This window comes from Burkholderia sp. MSMB1589WGS (assembly GCF_001636105.1).
GTDB lineage: Bacteria > Pseudomonadota > Gammaproteobacteria > Burkholderiales > Burkholderiaceae > Burkholderia > Burkholderia humptydooensis.
Genome location: NZ_LNJT01000001.1, coordinates 112,903 through 133,595, shown reverse-complemented (window position 1 = coordinate 133,595; position 20,693 = coordinate 112,903). Strand labels below are relative to the sequence as shown.

The 20,693-nt window shown below is 68.5% G+C and carries 19 protein-coding genes, 1 other RNA gene and 1 pseudogene; 12 read left to right on the top strand and 9 right to left on the bottom strand.

The genetic code is table 11. The features are described from left to right. The first annotated feature begins 26 nt into the window (after positions 1–26). Together WT16_RS00625 and WT16_RS00620 are read left to right on the top strand one after the other, a co-directional pair. Positions 27–1,031 (top strand): alpha-ketoacid dehydrogenase subunit beta, encoded by a 1,005-nt coding sequence (locus WT16_RS00625; protein WP_009916694.1) that lies wholly within the window; start codon positions 27–29, stop codon positions 1,029–1,031. Between the two features lie 4 nt (positions 1,032–1,035). Further along, complete coding sequence (locus WT16_RS00620) at positions 1,036–2,151, top strand: acetoin dehydrogenase dihydrolipoyllysine-residue acetyltransferase subunit (protein WP_063532505.1); 1,116 nt, start codon at positions 1,036–1,038, stop codon at positions 2,149–2,151. A gap of 58 nt (positions 2,152–2,209) precedes the next feature. On the opposite strand, the pseudogene WT16_RS29745 reads toward WT16_RS00620, so the two are convergent. The 8 genes and pseudogenes from WT16_RS29745 to trxA all read right to left on the bottom strand — a co-directional run. Further along, positions 2,210–2,404: pseudogene (locus WT16_RS29745) on the bottom strand (MATE family efflux transporter); the annotation flags it as partial. 24 nt (positions 2,405–2,428) lie between these two features. Continuing rightward, complete coding sequence (locus tag WT16_RS00615) at positions 2,429–4,177, bottom strand: hypothetical protein (RefSeq protein ID WP_059934658.1); 1,749 nt, start codon at positions 4,175–4,177, stop codon at positions 2,429–2,431. Positions 4,178–4,402: 225 nt separating this feature from the next. After that, a complete protein-coding gene (locus tag WT16_RS00610; RefSeq protein ID WP_006026986.1) occupies positions 4,403–4,666 on the bottom strand; it encodes a type B 50S ribosomal protein L31 in 264 nt (87 codons plus the stop codon). A 133-nt stretch (positions 4,667–4,799) separates the two neighbouring features. Then, positions 4,800–5,645, bottom strand: a complete 846-nt coding sequence (locus WT16_RS00605; RefSeq protein ID WP_063532504.1) for a M90 family metallopeptidase — start codon at positions 5,643–5,645, stop codon at positions 4,800–4,802. Positions 5,646–5,686: 41 nt separating this feature from the next. Beyond that, positions 5,687–7,243, bottom strand: a complete 1,557-nt coding sequence (locus WT16_RS00600) for an MFS transporter (RefSeq protein ID WP_063532503.1) — start codon at positions 7,241–7,243, stop codon at positions 5,687–5,689. Continuing rightward, positions 7,240–7,767, bottom strand: coding sequence for a MerR family transcriptional regulator (locus WT16_RS00595; protein WP_006026983.1), 528 nt, complete (start codon positions 7,765–7,767; stop codon positions 7,240–7,242). The genes WT16_RS00600 and WT16_RS00595 overlap by 4 nt, the downstream gene beginning before the upstream one ends. A gap of 140 nt (positions 7,768–7,907) precedes the next feature. Continuing rightward, positions 7,908–9,170 carry a transcription termination factor Rho gene (gene rho, locus WT16_RS00590; protein WP_009890788.1) on the bottom strand — a complete coding sequence of 421 codons (1,263 nt, stop codon included), beginning with the start codon at positions 9,168–9,170 and terminating at the stop codon, positions 7,908–7,910. 194 nt (positions 9,171–9,364) lie between these two features. After that, positions 9,365–9,691, bottom strand: a complete 327-nt coding sequence (gene trxA, locus WT16_RS00580) for a thioredoxin TrxA (RefSeq protein ID WP_006026981.1) — start codon at positions 9,689–9,691, stop codon at positions 9,365–9,367. 361 nt (positions 9,692–10,052) lie between these two features. On the opposite strand from trxA, the gene ffs reads away from it, so the two are divergent. From ffs to WT16_RS00530, 10 genes are all read left to right on the top strand, one after another. Beyond that, positions 10,053–10,151, top strand: an RNA gene (gene ffs, locus WT16_RS00575) — signal recognition particle sRNA small type. Positions 10,152–10,296: 145 nt separating this feature from the next. Further along, positions 10,297–12,792 carry a DNA polymerase III subunit gamma/tau gene (locus tag WT16_RS00570; RefSeq protein ID WP_063532502.1) on the top strand — a complete coding sequence of 832 codons (2,496 nt, stop codon included), beginning with the start codon at positions 10,297–10,299 and terminating at the stop codon, positions 12,790–12,792. Positions 12,793–12,885: 93 nt separating this feature from the next. Then, a complete protein-coding gene (locus WT16_RS00565) occupies positions 12,886–13,212 on the top strand; it encodes a YbaB/EbfC family nucleoid-associated protein (RefSeq protein ID WP_006026979.1) in 327 nt (108 codons plus the stop codon). Positions 13,213–13,243: 31 nt separating this feature from the next. Beyond that, positions 13,244–13,846 (top strand): recombination mediator RecR, encoded by a 603-nt coding sequence (gene recR / locus WT16_RS00560; protein ID WP_082874651.1) that lies wholly within the window; start codon positions 13,244–13,246, stop codon positions 13,844–13,846. A 56-nt stretch (positions 13,847–13,902) separates the two neighbouring features. Continuing rightward, positions 13,903–15,108, top strand: a complete 1,206-nt coding sequence (locus WT16_RS00555; protein ID WP_063532501.1) for a CoA transferase — start codon at positions 13,903–13,905, stop codon at positions 15,106–15,108. Positions 15,109–15,221: 113 nt separating this feature from the next. Further along, the gene (gene surE, locus WT16_RS00550) at positions 15,222–15,983 is read left to right on the top strand and encodes a 5'/3'-nucleotidase SurE (RefSeq protein WP_063532500.1); all 762 of its coding nucleotides are present in this window, start codon (positions 15,222–15,224) and stop codon (positions 15,981–15,983) included. Continuing rightward, positions 15,980–16,969, top strand: coding sequence for a protein-L-isoaspartate(D-aspartate) O-methyltransferase (locus WT16_RS00545; protein ID WP_063532555.1), 990 nt, complete (start codon positions 15,980–15,982; stop codon positions 16,967–16,969). The genes surE and WT16_RS00545 overlap by 4 nt, the downstream gene beginning before the upstream one ends. An 11-nt stretch (positions 16,970–16,980) precedes the next feature. Then, positions 16,981–17,871, top strand: a complete 891-nt coding sequence (locus WT16_RS00540) for a peptidoglycan DD-metalloendopeptidase family protein (RefSeq protein WP_063532499.1) — start codon at positions 16,981–16,983, stop codon at positions 17,869–17,871. Between the two features lie 11 nt (positions 17,872–17,882). After that, on the top strand, positions 17,883–18,971 hold the full coding sequence (rpoS, locus tag WT16_RS00535; RefSeq protein WP_006026973.1) for an RNA polymerase sigma factor RpoS: 1,089 nt from the start codon (positions 17,883–17,885) through the stop codon (positions 18,969–18,971). Between the two features lie 7 nt (positions 18,972–18,978). Then, positions 18,979–19,755, top strand: coding sequence for a 3'-5' exonuclease (locus WT16_RS00530; RefSeq protein WP_059934664.1), 777 nt, complete (start codon positions 18,979–18,981; stop codon positions 19,753–19,755). Between the two features lie 76 nt (positions 19,756–19,831). Here WT16_RS00530 and WT16_RS00525 read toward each other — a convergent pair whose 3' ends face one another. Next, complete coding sequence (locus WT16_RS00525; RefSeq protein WP_063532498.1) at positions 19,832–20,692, bottom strand: endonuclease/exonuclease/phosphatase family protein; 861 nt, start codon at positions 20,690–20,692, stop codon at positions 19,832–19,834. Between the last annotated feature and the right edge of the window lies 1 nt (position 20,693).

The following is a 20,693-nucleotide window of genomic DNA, read 5'->3' as shown; positions in this document are numbered from 1 at the left end:
CATCGAACAACACTCAGGAGACAGACATGGCACGGAAAATCAGCTATTCGCAGGCGATCAACGAAGCGCTCGCGCAGGAGATGGCGCGCGACGCGAGCGTGATCGTGATGGGCGAGGACAACGCGGGCGGCGCGGGCGCGCCGGGCGAGGACGACGCCTGGGGCGGCGTGCTCGGCGTGACGAAGGGGCTTTATCACAAGTTTCCGGGGCGCGTGCTCGACACGCCGCTGTCGGAGGGCGGCTTCATCGGCGCGGCGGTCGGCGCGGCCGCGTGCGGGATGCGGCCCGTCGCGGAACTGATGTTCATCGACTTCATGGGCGTGTGCTTCGACCAGATCTTCAACCAGGCGGCGAAGTTCCGCTACATGTTCGGCGGCAAGGCGGTCACGCCCGTCGTGATTCGCACGATGATGGGCGCGGGGCTGCGCGCGGCCGCGCAGCATTCGCAGATGCTCACGTCGCTCTTCACGCACATTCCCGGCCTGAAGGTCGTGTGCCCGGCCACGCCGTACGACGCGAAGGGCCTGCTGATCCAGGCGATCCGCGACGACGATCCGGTGATCTTCTGCGAGCACAAGCTGCTGTACAGCCGCGACGGCGACGTGCCGGAGGAGTCCTACGCGATTCCGTTCGGCGAGGCGAGCGTCGTGCGCGACGGCGACGACGCGACGATCGTCACGTACGGGCGGATGGTGCACGTCGCGGCGCAGGCGGCGGACAAGCTCGCGAAGGACGGCGTGCACGCCGACGTGATCGATCTGCGCACGACGTCGCCGCTCGACGAGGAGACGATCCTCGAGAGCGCGGCGCGCACCGGGCGCGTCGTCGTCGTCGACGAGGCGAATCCGCGCTGCTCGATCGCGACCGACATCGCCGCGCTGATCGCGCAGCGCGCGTTCAGATCGCTGCAGGCGCCGATCGAGCTCGTCACCGCGCCGCACACGCCGGTGCCGTTCGCGAGTGTGCTCGAGGAGCTGTACATCCCGTCGTCCGATGCGATTGCGCAAGCCGTGCTGAAAACGAGGAGCTGACACGATGTCGATTCACATGATCACGATGCCCAAGTGGGGGCTATCGATGGAGCAGGGGCAGGTCAACGGCTGGCTGAAGGCGATCGGCGAGCGGGTCGCGAAAGGCGACGAGCTTGTCGACGTCGAGACCGACAAGATCTCGTCGGGCGTCGAATGCGCGTTCGACGGCACGCTGCGCCGGCAGCTCGCGCAGGCGGGCGAGACGCTGCCCGTCGGCGCGCTGCTCGGCGTCGTCGCGGCGCAGGACGCGAGCGATGCGGACATCGATGCGGCCGTCGCCGCGTTCCAGCGCGATTTCGTGCCGGACGCCGCCGCGGACGGCGACGCGGGACCGCAGCCGGAGAAGGCGCGGATCGGCGGGCGCACGCTGCGTTTCCTGCGGCTCGGCGACGGCGGCGGCACGCCCGCCGTGCTGATCCACGGCTTCGGCGGCGACCTGAACAACTGGCTCTTCAACCACGCGGCGCTCGCCGCGCGCCGGCCGGTGTGGGCGCTCGATCTGCCGGGGCACGGCGAGTCGGGCAAGGCGGTCGAGACGGGCGGGCTCGACGAGCTCGCGGACGCGGTGCTCGCGCTGCTCGATGCACGCGGCGTCGAGCGCGCGCATCTCGTCGGCCATTCGATGGGCGGCGCGGTCGCGATGACGGCGGCCGAGCGCGCGCCCGCGCGCGTTGCGTCGCTCACGCTGATCGCGAGCGCGGGGCTCGGCAGCGAGATCGACCGCGACTACATCGACGGCTTCGTCGCCGCCACGAGCCGCAACACGCTGAGACCGCACCTGACGAAGCTCTTCGCCGACGGCTCGCTCGTCACGCGGCAGCTCGTCGAGGACCTCGTCCGGTACAAGCGGCTCGAGGGCGTCGACGCCGCGCTGCGCAAGATCGCCGGCGCGGCGTTCGACGGCGCCGCGCAGCGCCGCGTGTTCCGCGAGCGCATCGCGTCGCTCGCGCCGCGCACGCTCGTGATCTGGGGCGAGGCGGACCAGGTGATCCCCGCGCATCATGCGCGCGGTTTGCCGGACGGCGTGCGCGCCGAGGTGCTGGCGGGGCGCGGCCACATGGTGCAGATGGAGGCGGCGGCCGACGTGAACCGCCTGGTCGACGCGTTCCTCGGAGACTGACGATGGCGCGCCGCGCCCGAACCGGCCGCCGCCGTCGAATCGATGGGCGCGGCGGCGGGCCGGGCGCGCGGGCCTCGTCGAAGCGCTTTGCGCCGAGCGCGCGCGCGACGAGCATCGACGACGCGACGCCGATCGACAGCGGCGTCATGTACAGCACCGCGCCGACGTTGCCGGCGATCTGGTGGCCGCCGAGCGCCGGCATGCCGAGGCCGCCGAAAATGAACCAGACGTTGAGCGGCACCTTGACGACGATCCGGCGGATGTCGCCGAACATCGGTCAGCGGGCTTTGCGGGGCGCGCGGCGCTTGACGGGCGTCTTCGGGCGCTCGATCCGCTCGTACAGGCGGAAGCGCTCGTCGCGGTCGGCGACGCGGCGGCCTTCCCACACGAGACGCCACACGTATTGCGAGATCGAGCTCGGCTCGCCGAAGTCCGCGCGATCCTGGCGCAGGATCACGTCGCAGTCGTCGGTGAACGAGAAATGCATGTCGCCGAAATACGCGAACGTCGCGATCTGCGCGTCGCCGAGCCGCACGGGCGAGATGCATTCGTAGTCGGAGGGCAGGTGCGCGGCGATCTGCTGCGCGACGTCGCGATAGGTCCGGCTGTAATTGACGATCGGCAGCCACAGCGTCATCAGCAGCACCCACATCAGCGTCGTGCCGGCGCTCGACAGCACGACGCTGCGCCACAGCACCTTCGGCTGACGCGAGATGCGCCAGCGCACGAGCATCAGCCAGCATGCGGTCGCCGCGAGCGCGCAGACGAACGACAGCACCTTGAAGTGCGGCTCGTAGCCCGGCACGAGGCGCCCGAGGTTGCGCGCGAGCGGGTGCGGGAAGCCCGTCAGCGATGCGAGCCACACGAGCCACACGAACGTGCCGAGGATCGTGAAGCTCAGCACCGCGAACCAGTCGATCGCGTTGATCGCGCCGCGCTTGAGCGTCGGCAGCGCGAACGTCGCGACGACGGCAAGGGCGGGCAGCAGCAGCATGTACATCCGGTTCGTTTGCTGGCTCTGCAGGATCACGAGCACGAGGAGCGGCACGACGACCGACAGCGGAATCGCGATGTGCGGCCGGCGGCGCAGCCCCGCCCAACTGACCCACGCCCAGATCGCGAGCGGCCACGCGGGCCACGTGAAGAGCGGCAGGTTCTTGGCCGCGTACGCGAGCACCGTCGTCGGCGGGCCGGAGAAGCGCGTGAGGCTGCCGTGCAGCCATTGGTTGAAGAACCAGCTCGCGTCGTCGGGGAACGCGACGTGCGCGGCGAGCGGCCAGATCGCGAACACGGCGACGGCGAGCGGCAGCCCGATCGCCGGCACCTGAACGCAGCGGATCTCCGGCGTGACGAGATAGAGCGCGAGCGTGCCGACCGCGAGCGCGGCGACGAGCACCGGGTTGCCCGACAGCGCGACGAGGCCGAGCGCGAGGCCCCACCAGAGCGCGCCTTGCACCGGCTTGTCGATCACGCGCACGAGCCCGTAGACGAACATCGCGATCCACGCGAACTGCGCGAGTTGCGGCGTCGTCTCGTGGCCGCGCTCGGCGAGGCCGAAGCACGCGAGCAGGATGAGGAGCGCGCCGTCGGCGAGCGTGCGCCCGTAGTCGCGCGGCTCGGGCTCGCCGCCGAACGCGTACTTGAACGGCTGGATCTCGGCGCGCCGGCCGAGCAGGTAGGCGGCGTACCAGACGAACGCGGACGCGACGCAGAACAGCACGCCCGTGTAGACGCGCGACGCGTTGCTCGCGTCGACCCACGGCAGCGCGCGGATCGCGAGGCTGCCGAGCCAGTAGCCGAGCGGCCCGTCGGACGTGACGAACTTGCCGACGAGATTCGGCAGCAGCCAGTCGTGCAGGCCGCCCTGGGCCATCGTCCACATCACGCCGAAGCCCGCCGCGTCCTCGTTCTTCCACGGATCGCGGCCGAACAGCCCGAACGCCGCATAGACGATGCAGAGCGTGAGCAGTAGCCAGCGCGGCAGCGCGCGGGTGGCGGAAGCGGTAAGGCGAACGACAGGCTTCATGCAGATGGGGGCAAGAGGATGAGCGGCATGCCGACGCGCGAGCGGCGGGCGGTTCGGGCATCCGGCATTGTAGACGCGCCGGGCGGCGCGCGTCAGCGAACCGGAAGGCCCGCGCGGCGCCCGGCGGCGACGCGGGATCGGCAGGGACAAAAAAAGGCAGCCCAAGCTGCCTTTTTTTGCGGGAACCGGCCCGGCGCGACGCCGGGTGCCGTGCGGGCGCGAAGCTTACTTCGCGGCCTTGCCGCTGGCGCGTGCGCCGAACTTGTTCTTGAACTTCTCGACACGGCCCGCCGTATCCATGATCTTTTGCTGGCCGGTGTAGAACGAGTGCGATTCCGACGACACTTCGACCTTCGCGAGCGGGTAGGTCTTGCCGTCGAGTTCGATGGTTTCGCGCGTCTGGATCGTCGAGCGCGTGATGAACTTGAAGCCGTTCGACATGTCTTGGAAGACGACTTCGCGATAATCCGGGTGAATGCCTTGTTTCATGGTTTTTCCTGTGTGAGAGCGGTAGCCAGCCCGCCGCTTGCGCATCGTGGCGCGAAAGCCCGGCGCGAGCCACTTGCCTAAGGTCGAAAGCTCGCGATTATGCCAGAAAATCAGACGCTTGGCGAATTTTTCGTCAGACGTGCGCGACGAGGCGCGAGAGACACCCCGTTTGCGCCGGGTCCTGCCGGTAGTAACGGGCGAGCAGCCGGTACAGCTCCGGAAATTCGGCCTCGAACGGGCGCGGCTTGACGAAGAGCGCCTCGCTGCAGACCGCGAAGAATTCCGACGGGTGGTCGGCCGCGTACGGATCGATCAGCGAGTCGCGCTCGAAGCGCGCCCACGCGCGGTCCGGCACCGCGTCGACGCGGTCGCAGAACTGATCGTAAGCATGGTCGAACACGTCGGCCCAGCGCTCGGCGTCGAGCTCCGGCGCATGCCAGCGGCGAAAAAGGGGCGGATGACCGTCGGCCGCGCCGCTCATCATGTCGATCTTGTGCGCGAATTCGTGGATCACGACGTTGTACGCGTCCGAGCCGTCCGACATCTGCACGTCCTCCCACGAGAGGATCACCGGCCCGCCTTCCCATGCTTCGCCGCTCGCGTCGTGCTCGACCTCGTGCACGACGCCGTCCTCGTCCTCGACCGTCTTGCGGATCACGAATTCACCCGGGTAGACGACGATGCCGACCCAGCCGCGATACAGGTCGAGGCCGAGGTTCAGCACGGGCACGCACGCCTGCGCGGCGATGCCGACGACGATCGCGTCGGTGAGCTCGAGCCCGTGCGCGGTCGAGAACGACTTCTGCGCGAGAAAGAGGCTCGTCGTTTCGCGCAGCCGTGCGCGGTCTTCGCCGGACAGGTACGACAGGAACGGCAGGCGCTCGAGCGTCTCGCGCCACAGCGCGTCGGGAATCGGATGCGAGCGCAGTGCGCGATTGCGGCGGCGCGCGTCGAGCCATTGGTTGAGCTTGGAGAGCATCGAGGCGGAAAGGGCGTGAAGCGACAGGCGCTAAACGTACCTCAATCGATCTCTTTTTGCCAGGCGGCGAAGAGGCCGCCGCAGATCGCGACGCCCGCGAGGAAGTAGAAGCCGTCGAGCGACGCAAGGAACGACGCCTGTTGCGCGATCGTGCGGCTCACGGTGACGAGCGCGAGCGCATGCGCGTCGGAGAGCGCGTGGCCCGCGGCCGCAAAGCCGCGCGCGAGTGTGTCGACGGTCTGCTGGAACAGCGGATTGTAGACGTTCGCCTGCTCGACGAGCCGCGTCTCGTGCACGGCGAGCCGATGCCGCTCGACGATGATGACGGACGCGGTCGCGAACGAAATCGTCAGTTGCCGGACGATGTTCTTCAGCCGGTAGCCGTGCGAATACTCATCGATCGCGAACACGCGGAACGTCAGGTTCGCGACGGGCAGCACGATGAAGAGGAGCAGCAGCCCGCGCATCAGGAGCGGCGCGACGAGTGCCGCCTCGCCGGCATCGGGCGACATCCGCGTCATCCACAGCGCGGCGAACGCGGCGAGCGCGAAGCCGGGCACGATGATCCATTTCTTGTGCGTGAGGCGCTTCGCGTAGCGCAGATAGACGAAAAGCGCGCTCGCGGAGATCAGCGACATCGTGCCGACGAGCCGCCCCGAGTTCTCGACCGGATAGCCGAGCCCGGTTTCGAGAAAGCGGGAGATCAGATAGCTGTAGCCCGTCGTCTCGTAGTAATAGAACATGTAGAGCAGCAGGCCGACCTGGAACGTGCGCTCGCGAAACGCGTGCAGCCGCACGAGCGGCGCCGGATGATGCCACTGGTGATGGCCGAACCACGCAAGCGCCGCGAGGCCGCCGACGGCGAGCAGCACGAGCTGCGGCGAGCCGGCGAAGAGCTGGAAGCGCACCTGCTGCATCACGATCTGCAGCGCGCCCTGCGCGAGCGCGAAGATCACATATGGCCAGAAGTGCGCGCCGCCGCGCTCGTCGGGCGGCGTGTGGCCGGAATCGGGCAGCGCGACGAACGCGAGCGCCGCGAACAGGATGCCCGCCGGCACCGTGCACGCGAACAGCGCGCGCCACGTGAAATGCGCGACGAGCAGGCCGCCCGCGATCGGCGCGAGCGCGCTGCCGAGTAGCAGCATGATGAGGAATGCGCGCGTCGCGGGCGGGCGATCCTTCGGCGCGAAGCTGACCTGGATCAGGATCCGGCACGCGCCCATCATCGGGCCGATGAAGTAGCCCTGGAAGCCGCGCGCGAACGCGAGTTGCAGCGACGTGTCGGCGAGCGCCGCGGCGGCCGCGCCGAGCGAGAACATCAGCATGCAGCCGGCGACGTAGCGCCGGTGCCCGAGCCGGTCGACCCACCATTGCTGCTGCAGGATGCCGAGCACGGCCGTCACCGCGTACGCGCTCGACGCCCACACGAGCTCGTCCGGCGACGCGTTGATGCCGCCCGCGATATAGCTTGCGAAGAACGAGAACGTCGCGTTGTCGAAGTAGTCGAGGCCGGTGACGATCGCGAGCACCCACGGAAAGAAATCTCCGCGCAGATTGGCGGCGTTCCATAGCGGCGGCCGGCCCGGCGTCGCGTTCATGCGCCGGGCCCGCCGGTCTTGCGGATCTCGCGGGTCTTGCGGGTCTTGCCGCCGCGCGCGGCGGCGCGGCGCTGCGCGATCAGCTCGTCGGGGTTTTCGCCGGCGAGCCGGCGCTCGACGTAGTCGATATCGTGCTGCAGCTCCTTCTTCAGCGCGCGCACTTCCTTCAGTTCGCGCTGCGCGGCGGCGATGCGCGCATCGAGCGTCGCGATCTGCTGCGACAGATCCGCGTGGATATCGCGCAGCGACGCGTCCGAATAGCGCCGCCGTCCGTCGCCCGCCGGCTCGAGCGGGCGCTTGAGCATCTCGGTGATGCCGTGCAGCGAGAACCCGATCGCGCGCAGCCGCAGGATGCGCTCGAAGCGCTCGAGGTCTGCGGCGTCGTACAGCCGATAGCGGCCTTCGCTGCGCGACGGCGTGACGAGCCCGCGCTCCTCGTAGTACTTGAGCGTGCGCGGCGTCACGCCGAGCCGCTCGGCGGCGTCGCGCACGGTCAGAAGCAGGGTGGGCGGGGCGTCGCTCATGGCGCGGAATTCTCCGGATGACGAAGGATCGATGTCCGCGATTATAGATCAACGTGTACGTTCACGTACAAGTTTGCCGATAAAAAAAACCGCCCGGGGAAGCGGGCGGTTTTTCGCGCTGCAGGGCGTGCGGCCGGGAATCAGCCGCCGCGGCGCATCAGATCGAAGAACTCGGCGTTGTTCTTCGTCTGGCGGATCTTGTCGAGCAGGAATTCCATCGCCTCGACTTCGTCCATGTCATGGATGAACTTGCGCAGTACCCAGATCTTCTGAAGGATCTCGGGCTTGATCAGCATTTCCTCGCGGCGCGTGCCCGACTTGTTCAGGTTGATCGACGGATACACGCGCTTTTCCGCGAGACGGCGCTCGAGGTGCACTTCCATGTTGCCCGTGCCCTTGAACTCTTCGTAGATCACGTCGTCCATGCGGCTGCCGGTTTCGATCAGCGCGGTGCCGATGATCGTGAGCGAGCCGCCTTCCTCGATGTTGCGCGCCGCGCCGAAGAAGCGCTTCGGGCGCTGCAGCGCGTTCGCGTCGACGCCGCCCGTCAGCACCTTGCCCGACGCCGGGATCACGGTGTTGTACGCGCGCGCGAGGCGGGTGATCGAATCGAGCAGGATCACGACGTCGTGCTTCATCTCGACGAGGCGCTTGGCCTTTTCGATCACCATTTCGGCGACCTGCACGTGGCGCGTGGCCGGTTCGTCGAACGTCGACGCGATCACTTCGCCCGCCACCGAGCGCTGCATTTCGGTCACTTCTTCGGGGCGCTCGTCGATCAGCAGTACGAACAGGATCACGTCCGGGTGGTTCTGCTTGATCGCGTGCGCGATGTGCTGGAGCATCACGGTCTTGCCGGACTTCGGCGACGCGACGAGCAGGCCGCGCTGGCCCTTGCCGATCGGCGCGATCATGTCGATGATGCGGCCCGTCACGTTCTCCTCGCCGCGCATCTCGCGCTCGAGCCACAGCGGCTTGTTCGGGTGCAGCGGCGTGAGGTTCTCGAACATGATCTTGTGTTTCGAGGCCTCGGGCGGCTGCCCGTTGACTTTGTCGACCTTCACGAGCGCGAAGTAGCGCTCGCCGTCCTTCGGCGTGCGGACTTCGCCTTCGATCGTGTCGCCGGTGTGCAGGTTGAAGCGGCGGATCTGCGACGGGCTGATATAGATGTCATCCGTGCTCGCGAGGTACGACATTTCAGGCGAGCGCAGGAAGCCGAAGCCGTCGGGCAGCACTTCGAGCGTGCCGTCGCCGAAGATCGTTTCTCCCGTCTTGGCGCGCTTTTTGAGAATGGCGAACATCAACTCCTGCTTGCGCAGGCGGTTCGCGTTTTCGATCTCCAGGCCATTGGCCATTTCGATCAATTCGGAGACGTGCAGAGACTTGAGCTCGGATAAATGCATACGGAGATCCCGCCAGGGAGGAGATGCGACGAAAGATATAGGGAGGAGGGCGAGCGGAAGCGCTCAGAGACTTAAATGCGTCTTATCGACGTTTTTAATTCTAGCATAGGCCGATTCGGGCTTGAGCGACCGATCGGCGGATTTAACGGCGCACGTGTTGCCGGCTGACAACACGTGTGCCGAGGCGCATCTATTTAGAGATGGCTGTCCAGGAACGCGGTGAGCTGCGACTTTGACAGCGCGCCGACCTTCTGCGCGGCGACCGCGCCGTTCTTGAAGAGGATCAGCGTCGGGATGCCGCGCACACCGAACTTCGCGGGCGTCGCCTGGTGGTCGTCGACGTTGATCTTCGCGATCTGCAGCCTGTCGCCGTAGTCCTTCGCGACTTCGTCGAGGATCGGGGCGATCATCTTGCACGGACCGCACCACTCGGCCCAGAAGTCCAGCAGGACCGGCTTGTCGGACTTGACGACGTCCTGCTCGAACGATGCGTCGCTGATGTGTTTGATCTGTTCGCTCATTGGGTCAATACCTCTTTCGGTTCGGGGACTGCCTGCGCCGGCCGCCCATGGGCCTTGCCGGTCGCCGGGGCAGGAAGCTCCGCTCTTGCGAAAAGAAGGGCGTGAGCGCTGCGTACCGCGGCTCGCGGGTCATTCGGGCGTCATATTAGCCTAAATTGCTATCCGCTGTTGACGGCGATAGTAGTCGTCATGCGAACAGGGATGTGATGCGGTTTCGGGCTTGCCGCCCGAGTGCGTCCCGCGTGTGTGTCAAATGGGAGCGGCGTCGCGAATTGCAAGGGGCGGGCGACGCCGCGCGATTTGTCGTCTCGTATGCGAATAACGGTCGCGCGGCGCGCCAAGCGATGCTAGAATGCGCCGTGACGGGCCTCCTCGCATGGTGGGGCGGTCAACCTGGTCAGGTCGGGAACGAAGCAGCCACAGCCGTTTTCCGCCAGTGCCGAGGGTCGGGCTCGTCACCTTCCGCTTGCTTCACCCGCATTCCGCCGCTCGCGTTCTTCCGTTTTCTCTCCCTTTTTCTTCGCTTCCCTGATCGGCTCGATATGCGCGTGCTTCGCGGCGTTCAACCTGTCGGCGCGGCGCAGCGTTGCTGATACAATTTCCCGATGACCTATCAAGTTCTCGCACGCAAGTGGCGTCCGAAGGATTTCGCTTCGCTCGTCGGCCAGGAGCACGTCGTCAGGGCGCTCACGCACGCGCTCGACGGCGGGCGTTTGCATCACGCCTATTTATTCACGGGCACGCGCGGCGTCGGCAAGACGACGCTGTCGCGCATCTTCGCGAAGGCGCTCAATTGCGAGACGGGCGTCACGTCGCAGCCGTGCGGCGTGTGCCGCGCGTGTCGCGAGATCGATGAAGGGCGCTTCGTCGACTACGTCGAAATGGACGCGGCGAGCAATCGCGGCGTCGACGAAATGGCCGCGCTGCTCGAGCGCGCGGTGTACGCGCCTGTCGATGCGCGCTTCAAGGTCTACATGATCGACGAAGTGCACATGCTGACGAACCACGCGTTCAACGCGATGCTGAAAACGCTCGAAGAGCCGCCGCCGCACGTCAAGTTCATCCTCGCGACGACCGACCCGCAAAAGATTCCCGTCACCGTGCTGTCGCGCTGCCTGCAGTTCAATCTGAAGCAGATGCCGTCCGGGCACATCGTGTCGCACCTCGAGCGGATTCTCGGCGAGGAGCGGATCGCGTTCGAGCCGCAGGCGCTGCGTCTTCTCGCGCGCGCGGCGCAGGGCAGCATGCGCGATGCGCTGTCGCTGACCGATCAGGCGATCGCGTATTCGGCGAACGAAGTGACCGAAACCGCTGTATCCGGCATGCTCGGCACGCTCGACCAGACCTACATGGTGCGGCTACTCGACGCGCTCGCCGCCGCCGACGGTCCGCAGATTCTCGCCGTCGCCGACGAGATGGCGCTGCGCAGCCTGTCGTTCTCGGCCGCGCTGCAGGATCTCGCGAGCCTGCTGCACCGGATCGCGTGGGCGCAGTTCGCGCCCGCGTCGGTGCTCGACGAATGGCCGGAAGCGGCCGATCTGCGCCGCTTCGCCGAGCTGCTGAGCCCGGAGCAGGTGCAGCTCTATTATCAGATCGCGACGCTCGGGCGCGGCGAGCTCGGCCTCGCGCCCGACGAATACGCGGGCTTCACGATGACGCTGCTGCGAATGCTGGCGTTCGAGCCGGCGACGACGGGCGGCGGCGCGCCGGGCGGCGGGTTGCCCGCTCAGGCGGCCGGCGCCGCGCCGAAGTCGGGCGCGCGCGCGACGGCTGCCGTCGGCGCGGCGGCGCCCGCAGTTGCTGCGGCGGCGCAAACGTCAAGGGCGGCCGGCGCGCGTGCGGCAACGCGCGCCGAGACGCCGTCGCCCGCGCAAGCGGCGCCGGCGACGGCCGAGCGGGGCGGAGACGCGTCCGAGAACGCGCGCGTGCCGGCCGACGCACACCCCGGCGAGCACGAGCGCGACGCGCGGCCGCATGCCGGCGCGCCGCGCGCCGACTTGAGCGCATCATCGGGCACGCAGTCGGACGCTGCGTCCGAATCCGCGCCGCGCGCGGCCGAGTCGTCCGAATCGACGCCCGCCGTCGTGTCCGCAGCGCCCGCCGTACCCGAGTCAGCCACGCCGGTCGCCGCGTCATCGACTGAGGCAGCGACCGAGGCCTCGACTGAGGAAGTCGCCGCAGCGCCCGCGCCCGTCGCGGCAGAATCCCGAGCGCCGGCACCCGCATCCGCTGCCGGCGCACCCGCGCCGCGCGCGACTGGCGCGGCCGCCGCGCTCGACGTGCTGCGCAACGCGGGCATGCGCGTGTCGTCCGATCGTGGCCGCGGCGCAGACGCCGCGCGCCCGGCCGCGCCGGCCACGGCGTCCGCCGCGAAGTCCGCGCCGCGCGTGCAGGTGCCCGTGCCGACGCCGCGCGCCCGCGCGTCGGCCGGCGATGCGCCGCCGGACGGCGCCGCGCGCGCCGAAGCGAGATCCGGGTCTCGCAACGCGCCGCCGCCGTGGGAGGACATACCGCCCGACGATTACGTGCCGTTGTCGATGGACGACGGGTTCATCCCGCCCGACGACGGTTTCGTCCCGGTGTTCGACGGCGGCCCCGACGACGTCCGCGTCGCGCCGAAGCCGGCACCCGCGCCGCCCGTCGACGCGCGTCCGTTGCCGGAGCCGATTCCGCTCGACGCAATCGGCTACGACGGCGAATGGCCGACGCTCGCGGCGAGCCTGCCGCTCAAGGGCGTTGCTTACCAGCTCGCGTTCAACAGCGAACTGACGTCGGCCGGCGGCGGCGCGCTCAAGCTTGCCGTGCCGGTGCCGCAATACGCGGACGCCGCGCAGGTCGCGAAGCTGAAGGCGGCGCTTGCGGATGCGCTCGGCAAGCCGATCGACGTCACGGTCGAGGTCGGGCCGGCGCGCCGCACCGCGGCGGCGATCGCCGCCGCCGAGCGCGCGAAGCGGCAGCGCGAGGCCGAGCAGGAGATGAGCGCCGATCCGTTCGTCCAGCAGTTGCTGCGCGAATTCGGCGCGAGCATCGTCGAAGGCTCGATTCGGCCCGTCGGCCCGGAAACGGGCGCCGCGGACGGCGCCGCGCCGACGCTGCATTGACGCGAGCCGGACGCCGCGCACGCCCGGTTTCCCTATTCACGCGCGGGCGCTAAGATCGCGCCCGTTCGCAATCGATTACGAAGGAGCAAGTCCATGATGAAAGGCCAACTCGCCGGGCTGATGAAGCAGGCCCAGCAGATGCAGGAAAACATGAAGAAGATGCAGGAGCAACTGGCCCTCATCGAAGTGGAAGGCCAGTCGGGCGCGGGGCTCGTCAAGGTGACGATGACCTGCCGCAACGAGGTGCGCCGCGTGTCGATCGATCCGAGCCTGCTCGCCGACGACAAGGACATGCTCGAGGACCTCGTCGCCGCGGCGTTCAACGACGCCGTGCGCAAGGCCGAGGCGACGTCGCAGGAGAAGATGAGCGGGATGACGGCGGGCCTGCCGCTGCCGCCCGGCTTCAAGCTGCCGTTCTGACGATGAACCGTTCGGCCGACGCCGCAAGCGCATGAGCATCAAGCCGCCGTCCGCGCTGTCCGAGCTCGTCGAGGCGCTGCGCGCGCTGCCGGGCGTCGGGCCGAAATCCGCGCAGCGCATCGCGTACCACCTGATGCAGCACGATCGGGAGGGGGCCGAGCGCCTCGGGCGCTCGCTGCTGTTCGCGACCGAGCATCTGCGGCATTGCGAGAAGTGCAACACGTTCACGCAAGCGCCGATCTGCGAGGTCTGCAGCGATCCCGAGCGCGATCCGGCGCTGCTCTGCGTCGTCGAGACGCCCGCCGACCAGATCATGCTGGAGCAGACGATGACCTATCGCGGGCTGTACTTCGTGCTGATGGGGCGCCTGAGCCCGCTCGACGGCATCGGGCCGAAGGAGATCCATTTCGACCGGCTCGTGCGCCGCGCGGCCGACGGCGTCGTGAAGGAGGTCGTGCTCGCGACGAACTTCACGAACGAAGGCGAGGCGACCGCGCACTATCTCGGCCAGACGCTGAAGGCACGTGGCCTTGCCGTCACGCGGCTCGCGCGCGGCGTGCCGGTGGGCGGCGAGCTCGAATACGTCGACGCCGGCACGATCGCCCGCGCGATGCTCGATCGGCGCACGCTCTAGCCGGCCGCGCGGCCCGCTGGCGCCGCGCGTTCCGTTCAACGATCCAAGGAAGCGACATGAGCGCAACCCCCGGCCCGCTCGCGGGCGTCAAGGTGCTCGAACTCGGCACGCTGATCGCCGGCCCGTTCGCCGCGCGCCTGCTCGCCGAGTTCGGCGCGCAAGTCATCAAGATCGAAGATCCGAACGGCGGCGATCCGCTGCGCAAGTGGCGCAAGCTGTATCCGGAGGCGGGCGGCACGTCGCTGTGGTGGGCGGTGCAGGCGCGCAACAAGAAATCGGTGACGATCAACCTGAAGTCCGACGAGGGCAAGGAGATCGTGCGCCGCTTGGCGCGCGACGCCGACATCGTCGTCGAGAACTTCCGCCCCGGCTTGCTCGAGAAACTCGGCCTCGGCTACGACGTGCTGTCGGCCGGCAATCCGGGCCTCGTGATGGTGCGCCTGTCCGGCTACGGGCAGACGGGCCCGTACCGCGACCGTCCCGGCTTCGGCGCGATCGCCGAATCGATGGGCGGGCTGCGCCACATCACGGGCTACCCCGAGCTGCCGCCGCCGCGCATCGGCATTTCGATCGGCGATTCGATCGCGGCGCTGCACGGCGTGATCGGCGCGCTGATGGCGCTGCATCATCGCAACGCGAACGGCGGCGCGGGACAGGTTGTCGACGTCGCGCTGTACGAGGCCGTCTTCAACATGATGGAAAGCGTCGTGCCCGAGTACGGCGTCTACGGGCTCGTGCGCGAGCGCACGGGCGCGTCGCTCCCTGGCATCGTGCCGTCGAACACGTATCCGTGCCGAGATGGCAGCGTCGTGATCGGCGGCAACAGCGATCCGATCTTCAAGCGCCTGATGAAGGCGATCGGGCGCGACGATCTCGCCGACGACCCGGCGCTCGCGCACAACGACGGCCGTGTGCCGCGCACGCAGGAGATCGACGCGGCGCTCGCCGAATGGCTCGCCGGGCGCACGATCGACGACGCGCTCGCGGTGCTGAACGCGGCCGACGTGCCGGCGTCGCGCATCTACAGCGTCGCCGACATGTTCGCCGATCCTCAATTCGTCGCGCGCCAGATGATCCAGCGTTTCAAACTCGCCGACGGCGCGGAGATCCCGCTGCCGAGCGTGACGCCGAAGCTGTCCGACACGCCGGGCGAAACGCGCTGGCTCGGCCCGGCGCTCGGCGAGCACACGGACGAGGTGCTCGGCGCGCTCGGCTACGACGCGCAGGCGATCGCCGCGCTGCGCGAGAAGCGCGCGATCTGAGCGCCGAGGGCCGCGCGGCGTGCGTTTGCGCGCCGTCGCGCGCGGCGCGCGCGGCGCGCCGTGCGGCCCTGGCTGTCGCTCTCGCGCAATCTTTCCTCGGTTACAATCGCCGGATGCGAATACTACTCAGCAACGACGACGGATATCTCGCGCCCGGCCTCGCCGCGCTGTACGAAGCGCTGTGCCCGCTCGCCGAGATCGTCGTGATGGCGCCCGAGCAGAATTGCAGCGGCGCGTCGAACTCGCTCACGCTGTCGCGTCCGCTCTCGGTGTCGCGCTCGGCGGCCACGGGTTTCTACTACGTGAACGGCACGCCGACCGATTCGGTGCACGTCGCGCTGACGGGCATGCTCGACGCGAAGCCGGACCTCGTCGTGTCGGGGATCAACAACGGCCAGAACATGGGCGACGACACGCTGTATTCCGGCACGGTCGCCGCCGCGACGGAAGGCATCATGTTCGGCGTGCCGGCGATCGCGTTCTCGCTCGTTCACAAGGAATGGGCGCACCTCGACGACGCGGCGCGCGTCGCGGCGGAGATCGTGCGTCACTACCTCGACCATCCGCTGCCCGGCCCGCCGCTCCTGAACGTCAATATTCCGAACCTGCCATACGACGAGCTGAAGGGCTGGCGCGTGACGCGGCTCGGCAAGCGCCATCCGTCGCAGCCGGTGATTCGCCAAACCAATCCGCGCGGCGAGCCGATCTACTGGATCGGTGCGACGGGCGACGCGCTCGATGCGAGCGAGGGCACCGATTTTCACGCGGCCGCGTCGGGCTACGTGTCGATCACGCCGCTGCAGCTCGATCTCACGCACACGCAGATGCTCGCAGCCATGCGCGATTGGGCGCGTGCCGGGAGCGGCGCTTCATGAGCGGCGAGCGCGCGAAGCGGTTTCCGCTCGCGCTCGAGGACCTGAAGCGCGAGCCGCGCAAGCCCGAGGGGCGCGCGGCCGAGCGCCAGGCGGCTGGCGACGCCGCCCGCCAGCGCCTCACCGCGGCGGCGGCAGCCGCGCCCGCAGCCGCTTCCCCGATCGTGTCCGGGCGCCGCGCGCCACGCGCGGCCGGCGCGTCGGGTAGCGGCGGGTCCGTTTCGAAATCCGTGCGCGCGAAGCAGCATGCGCCCGCGATGCCCGGCGTCGCGAAGGGCGCGTTGTCCGCCGGCACGAAGAACGGCGACAAGGGCGCTGCGCCGAACGTCGCGTTGAGCAGCGCGCTCGCGCTGACTTCGGAACGGGTGCGCGAGCGCATGGTCGAACGGCTGCTGGCAAACGGCGTGAGCGATCCGCGCGTGCTTGCAGCGATGTCGGCCGTGCCGCGCCACATGTTCGTCGATCCCGGGCTCGCGGCCCAGGCGTACGAGGATGCCGCGCTGCCGATCGGCCATCAGCAGACGATCTCGAAGCCGTCGGTCGTCGCACGAATGATCGAGCTCGCGGCGGCGGGCCGCACGCTCGAGCGCGTGCTCGAAATCGGCACCGGCTGCGGCTATCAGGCCGCGGTGCTGAGCCGCGTCGCGCGCGACGTGTATTCGATCGAACGCGTGAAGCCGCTCTACGAGCGCGCGAAACTGAATTTGCGGCCGCTGCGCGTGCCGAACATCCGCCTGCACTACGGCGACGGACGCGTGGGCCTGCCCGCCGCGGCGCCGTTCGACGCGATCGTGATCGCGGCGGCGGGGCTCGACGTGCCGCGGGCGCTGTTGGAACAATTGGCGATCGGCGGCAGGCTAGTCGCGCCTGTCGGAGAGCAGGCGGGCGAGCAGGTGCTGACGCTCGTGGAGCGTGTCGCACCCGCGCAGTGGCGCGAGTCGCGGCTTGATCGCGTTTTCTTTGTCCCTTTAAAATCCGGAGTGATTTGATACCGATGAGTATGCTGCGCGCGATGCAAAACAATCGTTCGAAGGTTCCGCTCTCGCTCGCTCAGCGCGCGATTTGCATGGCGGCGTTCACGCTGCTCGCCGCGTGCGCGACGCGGCTCGACCAGGCGCCCGTCGTCGACCGTTCCGGCTCGCTCGGCACGACCGCCGCCGCGCAGCCGCCCGCGCCGCTGCCGCCTGCGCCTCCGGGTTACTACCGGGTGAAGCCGGGCGACACGCTTTATCGGATCGCGCTCGAGAACGGCCAGAACTATCGCGACATCGCCGCGTGGAACAACCTGACGAACCCGAACCAGATCGAAGTCGATCAACTGCTGCGCGTGTCGCCGACCGCGGGCGGCGCGACGGCGGCCGCACCGGTCGCGGGCGCCGCGGTCACGCCGCCGCTGTCGAGCGGTCCGTCGAGCGGCTCCGCCGCGGTGCCGCCGATCTATGGCTCCGGTTCCAGCGCGAGCGCCGCGCCGACTGCGCCGGCCACGACCGCGTCGACCGAAACGGGCGCGCTCGCCGCGAGCAGCAACGTGTCGTTTGCGTGGCCGGTGCGCGGCGCGCTGCTCAACACGTTCGACGATTCGAAGAACAAGGGGATCAACATCGGCGGCCCGGCCGGCGAGGCCGTGAAGGCCGCCGCGGATGGCCGCGTGGTATACGCGGGCAACGGGCTGCGAGGCTATGGCAACCTCATTATCATCAAGCACGACGCAACTTATCTCACGGCGTATGCACACAATCGCGCTTTGATGGTAAAAGAGGGGGACGCGGTGACGAAAGGCCAGAAGATCGCAGAGATGGGCAACAGCGATTCCGACCGCGTGATGCTGCATTTCGAGGTTCGCCGGCAGGGTAAACCTGTCGATCCGCTGAAGTATTTGCCGCCTCAATAAACGAGACGACCATGCCGAAATCGAAGCGCCACGATCCGCAAGCCGAGTCTGAGAAGATCAGTCGAGCCACGCAAGCATCGGCGGAGCGAGCTGGCGCTTCGACGGACGAGGACGAAGACGCTGCCGACAGCGAACGCGACTACGAGCCGCGCGACGCGGATTCGGACGATTCGGGCGAAGGGCGCAGCGACGCGGCCGACGCGTCGCCTGATCTGGACGACTTCCGGGCGCTTCTGCAGGCGGAGCTCACCGCCGACACGATCCAGCACTACCTGAACCGCATCAGCGTGAAGCCGCTGCTGACGGTCGAGGAAGAGCAGCGCTATTCGCGGCTCGCGAAGGCGGGCGAATTCGAGGCGCGGCAGGTGATGATCGAGCGCAACCTGCGGCTCGTCGTCAGCATCGCGAAAGGCTATCTGAATCGCGGCGTGCCGCTCCTCGATCTGATCGAAGAGGGCAACCTCGGGCTCATGCACGCGATCGAGAAATTCGATCCGACGCGCGGCTTTCGCTTCTCGACATATGCGACCTGGTGGATCCGCCAGAGCATCGAGCGCGCGATCATGAATCAGGCGCGCACCGTGCGGCTGCCGGTGCACGTGATCCGCGAGCTGAACCAGGTGCTGCGCGCGAAGCGACATCTGGAGAAGAACTCGCTGTCGACGGGCGCGGCGGCCGAGCGCCGCGAGGCGAGCATCGACGACATCGCGTATCTGACCGGCAAGACGGCCGAGGAAGTCACCGACATCCTCGCGCTGAACGAGCACACCGCGTCGCTCGACGCGCCGCTCGATCTCGATCCGGCGAGCAGCCTGCTCGATCTGCTGCCCGACGACCAGAGCCAGTCGCCCGACGCTGAGGTTCAGCACCGCGAACTGGAGACGCTGACGCGCGCGTGGCTGTCGCGCCTGTCCGACAAGCATCGCCACGTGATCGAGCGGCGCTTCGGCCTCAACCATATCGAACCCGCGACGCTCGAGGAGCTTGCCGACGAGATGGGGCTGACCCGCGAACGGGTCCGCCAGATCCAGCAGGAAGCGCTCGTGCGGCTCAAGCGGTTTTTTGCCTCCAACGGCGTGCGCAAGGACGCCGTTCTGTAATTCATCGATGACACCGATTCTGGTTTTTGACATCGAGACGATTCCCGATGTCGACGGCATTCGCCGTCTCGAAGATCTGCCCGCCGACCTCGCCGACGCCGAAGTGGCCGAGCACGCGTTCGCCGCGCGCCGCGAGAAGACGGGCAGCGATTTCCTGCCGCACCATCTGCAACGGATCGCGGCGATCTCGTGCGTGTTCCGCGACAGCAACGGCTTTCGCGTGCGCTCGCTCGGCACGCCGGGCGACCCGGAAGCGACGCTGGTCCAGTCGTTCTTCCGGGTGATCGAGAAGTACACGCCGCAGCTCGTGTCCTGGAACGGCGGCGGCTTCGATCTGCCGGTGCTGCATTACCGCGCGCTCGTGCACGGCGTCGCGGCGCCGCGCTACTGGGACATGGGCGAGGACGATCGCGACTTCAAGTGGAACAATTATCTGTCGCGTTACCACACGCGGCATCTGGACCTGATGGATCTGCTCGCGCTCTACCAGCCGCGCGCGAGCGCGCCGCTCGACGCGCTCGCGAAGCTATGCGGCTTCCCGGGCAAGCTCGGGATGGACGGCAGCCAGGTGTGGACGGCATTCCAGGAGGGGCGAATCGAAGAGATTCGCAATTACTGCGAGACCGACGTCGTGAACACGTACTTGCTGTATTGCCGGTTCCAGCAGATGCGTGGCAGCCTGTCGCCCGCCGAATACGCGGAGGAGATCGTGCTCGTGAAGAACGCGCTCGTGCAGGAGCCGGCGCCGCACTGGGCCGAATACCTCGCCGCGTTCGGCGCGTGACGCGGCGCGCGATGCGCAACGCGTGACGGGGACGTCGCGCTTTCCGTTCATCTCGATCCGCTTGCGCATCGCCCGGCTACGCGTCGCTCAATTCGAGCACGATCGGCTGATGATCCGACGCGCGCACCGCGCCGTCGATCTCGCAGCGTGATATGCGGTGCGCGAGCGTATCGGTGACGAACACGAAATCGCAGGTCATCGGCCCTTCGTGCCATTGCACGGTGTCGTAGACGCCCGCCGTCATCGGTGGCGTCTTGCCCGGATGGCGCGCGAGCCATGCGTCGACGAAGCGCGGCGCGTCCGGAAACGGCGCGAGAAAGCGCCGGTACGCGTCACTGCGATACGCGTTGTTGAAGTCGCCGCAGACGATCGCGTCGGCCGCGCGCGCGGACGGCGCGAAAGGGCCCGTCGGCGTTTCCGGCGGCGCGCTCTCGCGGGCGTGCGCGGCCGCCTCGCGATGCAGGCGCCGCAGCGCATCGACCTGCGCGAGCCGCTGCCGCGCCGAGTAGTACTCGAGATGCGTGACGACGACGCGCAGCGGCCCGAACGGCGCGCGCAGCGTGACTTCGAGCGCGCAGCGCGGCATCGACGGCGCAGCGGCGCTCGCGGGCCACGGCAGCGCGTGGCGCATCGCGCGCTCGACGGGCAGCCGCGTCGCGAGCGCGTTGCCGAATTGCCGGCGCGGCGCGCCCGGCTCGAGCGGCGGCAGATCGACGCCGATCGCGTCGAACACCACGTAAGCTGGCAATAGCGCGCTCAGTTCGGCATACTGATCGCCGGACGGCCCGCCTGGCAGCGCGTGAAAGCCGCGCGTGACTTCCTGCACGCACAGCACGTCGAAATCGCCGAGGCCGCGCGCGGCGTCGACGGTGCGCGCGAGGTCGACCGTGCCGTTCGCGTCCCGTCCCCATTGGATGTTCCAACTGATGAGTCGCATC